This window comes from Streptomyces sp. SID3212, assembly GCF_009865405.1.
Classification (GTDB): domain Bacteria; phylum Actinomycetota; class Actinomycetes; order Streptomycetales; family Streptomycetaceae; genus Streptomyces.
The window spans coordinates 1-6,309 of the sequence record NZ_WWJY01000793.1 but is presented as its reverse complement, the minus strand read 5'-3'; the positions used below and the strand labels follow the sequence as shown (position 1 = coordinate 6,309).

Here is a 6,309-nt window from a genome sequence, read left to right as displayed (position 1 = left end):
CGCGCCGGCCACCCCGGAGCTGCCCGTACTCGACCTGCCGGACCCCCCGGCGCACGGCGAAACGGAACCCGAGCCCCCAGAGCCCGCGGAAGCGCCCCCGCAGGCCCCCGCGGAAACCACCGGCCGCCACCGGGCCGACCGCACCGCCCCCGCCCGCCGCACCGTCGCCGACATCTACCGCGCCGCCCAGCGCGACGGCCTGGACCCGGTGCTCGCCGTCATGTCCGCCACCGGATTCAGCCGCCGCAAGTCACTCAGGCTGATCGCGGGCGCCCGCGACGACGGACACCTGTTGCCCCGTCACCACCGCCGCTGACCGGCAGGAGCGGGGCAGGAGCAGGGTAGAAGCGGGGCAGGGCCAGGGCCGGGGCAGGGGCCCCGGCAGGGCTCGGCACCGGCACCGGTCACGGCCGGACCTTCGCACAACCCCCGGCCCCATCAGAGCGCCCGCATCCGCGCCATCTCCGACGTCTGCTGCGCGATGACGTCGCCGGCCATCTCCTCGACCAGCACGTTGTTGCCCGACGACAACGCCTCCGTCGCCATCGTGATCGCGCCCTGGTGGTGCGTGATCATCAGCGTCAGGAAGAGCTCGTCGAACGCCTTGCCCTTCGACGCGCGCAGTTGGTCCAGCTGCGCCTCCGTCGCCATGCCCGGCATCGCGCCATGGTCATGTCCTGACGTCTTCTTTGCCCCACCGTTGATTTCCAGCCATCCGGCCATGACGTCGATCTCGGGCTTCTGGGCCGAGGCGATGCGTTCGGCGAGCCGTTTCACGGAGGCCGAAGCTGCCCTCTTCGGGACAAGTTCGGTCATCTTCAGTGCCTGCGTGTGATGCACGATCATCATCTGCGCGTAGGTGAAATCAGCCGAGTTGGGGCTGTCGTCCGGTGCGGCCTTGAGTGCTTCCCGGGGTGACAGGGTCTTCGCCGGTTCGCCCGGCCTCCCCGGTGCCACCACCCCAAGTCCCTTGTCCCCTTTGGGTTTTGACGCACCAGAAGCATCGTCGTCGCCCGAGTCGCAGGCGCCCAGGGCGAGTACGGCGACGGCGACGGCCGTCGCGACGGCGGCCACGCGGGAACGCGGGTTCCTGCGGCGGATCAACACAGCTACCTCCTGCGGCACATGATCTCGAAGAGACGAAGAAGAGACTAGAAGAGACTCCGTACTAACACGCTTCCGCAACCAAGTGATCAAAAACTTTCATTACGTCTCTGTTGCCATCTGTTGAGATGTACATGAGAGGGACGATACTGCCGTGGTCTGTAAGCCGTTCAACTCTGAACGGATGAAAGGGAGGACGCAGTGACCTCGTTGCACACCACCCGCGTGCGGCGGAGACGTCTGGGCGTGGCGGCAGCCGCGGCCGGGCTTTTCGCCACCCTGCTCGTAGCAGGACCCGCGGTCGCCACACCGGACCCCGGTGACGCATCCGCTCCGGCGAAGATCTCCGCCGCCGCCGTCGCAGACGCGACTGCCGCGATCAAGAGTGGTGAGATACCCGGCGTGGACGAGATCGTCCACAGCAGCAACATCCAGCACCTGAGCAACACCCCCAAGGACGCGCTCGCCGGGACCAACTCGGACCTCGCGTTCCAGGGCAAGTACGCCTTCGCAGGCAACTACGACGGCTTCCGGATCTTCGACATCAGCAACCCGAAGGCCCCCAAGACCGTCGCGCAGGTCCTCTGCCCCGGTTCCCAGAACGACATCACCGTCTCCGGGGATCTCCTTTTCCTGTCGACCGACTCCTCACGCAGTGACAACTCCTGCTCCAGCGTGACGCAGCCGGCCTCGGAGAAGTCCTCCTGGGAGGGCATGAAGATCTTCGACATCAGCGACAAGCGGAACCCGCAGTACGTCGCCGCCGTCGAGACCGCGTGCGGCTCGCACACCCACACCCTGGTGCCCGAGCGCAAGGACGTGTACATCTACGTCTCCTCGTACTCGCCCAGCGCCAGCTTCCCGGACTGCCAGCCGCCGCACGACGGCATCACCGTCATCAAGGTGCCGCGCAAGGCCCCCGAGAAGTCGTCGATCGTGAACTTCCCGCTGCTCTTCCCGGACGGCGGCAACCCGGGCGGCACCACCAACCCGGGCGTCTCCACCACCTCGGGCTGCCACGACATCACCGTGCTGCCCTCCAAGGACCTGGCCGCCGGCGCCTGCATGGGTGACGGCATCCTCCTCGACATCAAGAACCCGGCGCGGCCCAAGGTCATCGACCGCGTCCAGGACAACGTCAACTTCGCGTTCTGGCACTCGGCCACCTTCAACCAGGACGCCGACAAGGTCGTCTTCACCGACGAGCTGGGCGGCGGCGGCGCCGCCACCTGCAACGAGGCGATCGGCCCGAACAAGGGCGCCGACGGCATCTACGACATCGTGGGCCGCGGCGACCACCGCAAGCTGGTCTTCCGCAGCTACTACAAGATCCCCCGTTACCAGGGGAGCACCGAGAACTGCGTCGCCCACAACGGCTCGATCATCCCGGTCAAGGGCCGCGACATCATGGTCCAGGCGTGGTACCAGGGCGGTATATCCGTCTGGGACTTCACCAACTCGTCGCGTCCCACCGAGATCGGCTACTTCGAGCGTGGTCCGCTCTCGGCCACCACCAACGCGACCGGCGGTTCCTGGTCCGCGTACTACTACAACGGCTACATCTACTCCAACGACATCGCCAAGGGCTTCGACGTACTGAAGCTCGACGACCGCAGGACGGACCCGGCGAAGCGCGTGCGCGTCGACGAGCTCAACGTCCAGACGCAGCCCGACTACTTCGACCGCGACAACCACCACGACCACCACGACGACTGAGGTCGCCGCGGGGTGATCCCGATCCGTTCCGCCGGGCGGTCAGCCGCCCGGCGGAACGCCGAGCTCCCACGCCAGTCCGTATCGCGTGAACAGCTCGCCGCGCAGCCGCTGCCGGGGCATCGGAGCCCCCGGTATCAGGACGGCGAACACCGCGCCCATCAGCAGGGCGCGCAACAGCGGATAGTCGCTGTCCACGTCCGGTGAGCCGTACCGCACCACCGTCTCGCGCAGCAGCTGCGCGAGACGCTGCTGTTCCGGGCACTGTACAAAGCCCTCGGCCTGGAGAATTCCGGCCATGTGGGCCCGCATCAGGACAGGGCTGTCGACGGCCAGTCCGAGGATCGCGTCGATCGCGCGCGCCAGCAGCTCGGGCCCGTCGTCCGTACGCGGTTCGCGCTCCAGCCCCGCCTCCAGCGTGCGGTGCATCAGCCGGTGGACCGCGGACTGGAAGAGCTGGCGCTTGCTGGGGAAGTAGTACGACACCAGACCCCGCGCGGTTCCGGCCCGGTCGGCGATGTCGGCGAGCTTCGTGGCCTCGTAACCGTGCTCGGCGACCAACTCCACGGTGGCTTGCAGCAGTCGATCCCGGGATCGCCGACGCAGCTCTTCATTGACCGATGCGCTCCGCGGGGACATGCTGGACTCCTGCGTTGACTGGCTTTCAACCAGTATACTCAGAGCGTCCTGCCGCAGGCCTCTCCGTGCCTGCTCAGCGGGGCTGCCGCCTGCCTTGGGCGACGCGGGGGATCGCCCGAGGCAGACGGCTTTTCCGTACGTACGGTCCCGTCCGGCGCGACGTGTTCGTCCGTACGGCCCCGCCGGGCGCCGCCTACACGAGCGGCCCGCAGCCCGCCAGCGCGATCACCGGCCGCAGGCCCGAGGGCCTCTCCTCGACCGGCAGATGGTCCACGAAGTGCACCGCGCACCCCAGCCGCGCCGCCCCGCCGTCCGCCGCCCGGTCGTCGCCGACCATCAGGATGTCGTGCGGGTCCTGCCCCAACTCGTCGCACGCCGCCCGGAAGAGCCGCTCGTCGGGCTTCTGGACACCGTGCTCGAACGACAGCACATACGCGTCCACGAGCGAGTCCAGGCCGTGGGCCCGGAAGACGGGCCGCAGGTCCCAGCCGATGTTGCTCACCACGGCCACCCCGACCCCGCCCTGCCGCAGCGCGCCGAGCACGGCGCCCGCGTCGGCGTACGGCCGCCACGCCTCCGGCGTCATGTGGCGTTCGTAGAGCGCGTCGTACAGGGAAGGGTCGGGCAGTTCCACCTGACGGGCCAGCCCCGTGTACGCGGCGCGGTGCTCCGCCGCGCTCCGGTCGCGTGTCGCCCACAGCGCGGCGAGGTCCGGCGGGACCCGCTCCGGCGCGGAACCACCCGGCAGCGCCCCGGACACGGCGAGCGCCATGGCGTACCGGCGCACCTCGTCGGGCGGTACGGCGGCACCCGCCTCGTCGAGCACGGCGCGCAGCCAGGATCCCGCCGATTCGATACGGAAGAGGGTTCCGGAGAAGTCGAAGAGCACACCCTTGAACGTCATGGGCCCGATACTTCCCGGGTCAGCGCCCCCGCGACAAGGCCAGACGCCCGTACGTGGTGATGAACAGTGCGACGAGGCACCCGCCCAGCAGCCAGCCGGCCAGCACGTCCGAACTCCAGTGCACCCCCAGCCACAGGCGTGTCAGGCCCACCCCCACCACGGAGACGACCGCGACGGCCACCGCCGTGCCCCACAGCCACCCGTTCGCGCCGGCGCGCCGCAGGAGCCACAGGAACAGGCCCAGGGTGAAGGTGGCGGTCATCGCGTGCCCGGACGGGAAGGACGCGAAGTGCGCCGAGTCCACCGGGTCGGGCCAGCTGGGGCGTTCACGGCCCACAACGGCCTTGAGGCCCTGCTGGAGGGCCGTGGTCACCACGGCGCCCACGACGACGGCCGCCGCGAGCAGCCGGGCGCCCTGGAGCCAGAGCACGACCACCGCGACCGCCGTGAGGATCCGCATCGTCCAGGGATCCCACACCCAGTCGGTCAGCACCCGGTTGGTGTGGGTGAGACCCGGCTCGGCCACCGCCCAGCGGTGCAGCCGGTCGGCGGACGCCCGGTCGAAGGAGAGCAGCGGCCCCCACTCCACGGCGACGAGCGCCGTCAGGACGGCCGAGACGGCGGCGAGGACGACGGCGGTACGCCCGGGGGTGACGAGCGGTCGGGCGGCCGGGGGAGTCGGCGCGGGGGAGTGGATCGGCGGCGAGTGCATGGGGTGATCCTTGCCGACGAAGCGGCGCCCAAGCTATCCGAGGGCGCGCAGCGCCGGTACGAAGGCGACCAGCAGGGGCACGGCCGGGACCAGGGTGGCCGTGGCGGTCAGCCACAGGCGGCGGCCCGCGGTGAGCCGGGGGCCCGGTGCCAGCAGCCGGTTCACCCGCTGCGGCAGTTGCGCGTCAGGCGTGGTCCCGGGCCCGAACACCCCTCGGTGCTCGTTCAGTTCGACCAGCGCGAGGGCGGTCGTCCGCCGGCCGAAGCGGCGCGAGGCCATGTCGTCCGCGGCCAGTTCGACCAGCCGGTGCATCTGGTCGCGGAACGCCGCGAACACCGGCACCTGCGGAAAGCCGTTGGCGAGCGCGGCCGAGCAGTGCCGCAGCCAGTCGTGCCTGGCGCGCGCGTGCCCCTCCTCGTGGGCCAGTACGGCGTCGAGCTGACTGCCCTTCAGCCGCCGCAGGGCGGCCGTGGTGATGACCAGCCGGGGCTTGGTACCCGGCAGCCACCAGGCGTCGGGCCGCTCGCCCTCCAGCACGACGAGCGGATCGCCGCCGGACTTCTCGCCGGGCAGGGCGGGGGAGCGGAGGAGCAGTTCCGTACGGTCGCTCCTGCGCCGCGCGCGGGAACGGTGGATCTCCCGGGTCAGCATCGCCGCCGTCCACAGCCCGCCGCCGAACAGCACCACCGCGATCACGGCGGACCAGGGCCGGTGGGTGCCGAGCGCGTAGGCCTCCATCACGCCGCGCGGGGCGGGGGCGAAGACGTGTCCCCGTACGGCCGCCCAGGCGGCGGCGGCGCTGAAGGTCATGGCGAGGGTGAAGCTCAGCAGCACGGCGGCCACCACGCACTGCCACACCCAGAGCGCCACGACGGGCTCACGCTCCGGCCAGTCGGCGCGGGCCAGGAGCCTCGGGGCGACGACGGCGGCCAGCGCACCGAGCAGCAGCAGCGCCAAGGAGACCATCATGGTCACCAGACTATGAGGGCGGCGCCGCACGGGGGTACGGTCCGGCGGGCCATGTGACTCAGGACACGTTTTGTGAGGGGTGCCGTGCGTGGCCCCGTACGTGATGCCGGTACGGGGGTGGCTCAGCCGGTACGGCCCCGCTCACAGCCCCAGCAGCATCGCCAGCATCGCGAGCCCCATCGAGAGCCGGCAGACCAGCGTCAACTCCGGCCGATCGCCCCAGCCGGCGGCCACCGCCCCGGCCGCCCCGCCGGACGGCCCACCGCCC

At 70.6% G+C, this 6,309-nt stretch carries 7 protein-coding genes and 1 pseudogene; 2 read left to right on the top strand and 6 right to left on the bottom strand.

The window, feature by feature from the left end; all coding sequences use genetic code 11:
- Positions 1-316: DUF6214 family protein (locus GT042_RS38310; RefSeq protein WP_237531115.1), on the top strand; the 316-nt coding region annotated here is incomplete at its 5' end.
- A 122-nt stretch (positions 317-438) separates the two neighbouring features.
- Here GT042_RS38310 and GT042_RS24015 read toward each other — a convergent pair.
- The gene (locus tag GT042_RS24015) at positions 439-1,125 is read right to left on the bottom strand and encodes a DUF305 domain-containing protein (RefSeq protein ID WP_345943893.1); all 687 of its coding nucleotides are present in this window, start codon (positions 1,123-1,125) and stop codon (positions 439-441) included.
- 180 nt (positions 1,126-1,305) lie between these two features.
- Between GT042_RS24015 and GT042_RS24010 the strand changes: the two genes are divergently transcribed.
- The gene (locus GT042_RS24010) at positions 1,306-2,820 is read left to right on the top strand and encodes a hypothetical protein (protein ID WP_161310807.1); all 1,515 of its coding nucleotides are present in this window, start codon (positions 1,306-1,308) and stop codon (positions 2,818-2,820) included.
- A 39-nt stretch (positions 2,821-2,859) separates the two neighbouring features.
- Here GT042_RS24010 and GT042_RS24005 read toward each other — a convergent pair whose 3' ends face one another.
- From GT042_RS24005 to GT042_RS23985, 5 genes and pseudogenes are all read right to left on the bottom strand, one after another.
- Complete coding sequence (locus tag GT042_RS24005) at positions 2,860-3,456, bottom strand: TetR/AcrR family transcriptional regulator (RefSeq protein ID WP_161310806.1); 597 nt, start codon at positions 3,454-3,456, stop codon at positions 2,860-2,862.
- A gap of 193 nt (positions 3,457-3,649) precedes the next feature.
- Positions 3,650-4,360: an HAD-IA family hydrolase gene (locus tag GT042_RS24000; protein ID WP_161310805.1), complete on the bottom strand. Its 711-nt coding sequence runs from the start codon at positions 4,358-4,360 to the stop codon at positions 3,650-3,652.
- 19 nt (positions 4,361-4,379) lie between these two features.
- Positions 4,380-5,072 (bottom strand): phosphatase PAP2 family protein, encoded by a 693-nt coding sequence (locus GT042_RS23995; protein ID WP_161310804.1) that lies wholly within the window; start codon positions 5,070-5,072, stop codon positions 4,380-4,382.
- A gap of 33 nt (positions 5,073-5,105) precedes the next feature.
- Positions 5,106-6,041: a M56 family metallopeptidase gene (locus GT042_RS23990; protein ID WP_161310803.1), complete on the bottom strand. Its 936-nt coding sequence runs from the start codon at positions 6,039-6,041 to the stop codon at positions 5,106-5,108.
- 141 nt (positions 6,042-6,182) lie between these two features.
- A pseudogene (locus GT042_RS23985) lies at positions 6,183-6,309 on the bottom strand (DUF5134 domain-containing protein); the annotation flags it as partial.

Bases quoted from the DNA above. Each gene is read 5' to 3' on its own strand.
- GT042_RS24005 (WP_161310806.1), bottom strand. From the start codon at position 3,456: ATGTCCCCGCGGAGCGCATCGGTCAATGAAGAGCTGCGTCGGCGATCC.
- GT042_RS24000 (WP_161310805.1), bottom strand. From the start codon at position 4,360: ATGACGTTCAAGGGTGTGCTCTTCGACTTCTCCGGAACCCTCTTCCGT.
- GT042_RS23995 (WP_161310804.1), bottom strand. From the start codon at position 5,072: ATGCACTCGCCGCCGATCCACTCCCCCGCGCCGACTCCCCCGGCCGCC.
- GT042_RS23990 (WP_161310803.1), bottom strand. From the start codon at position 6,041: ATGATGGTCTCCTTGGCGCTGCTGCTGCTCGGTGCGCTGGCCGCCGTC.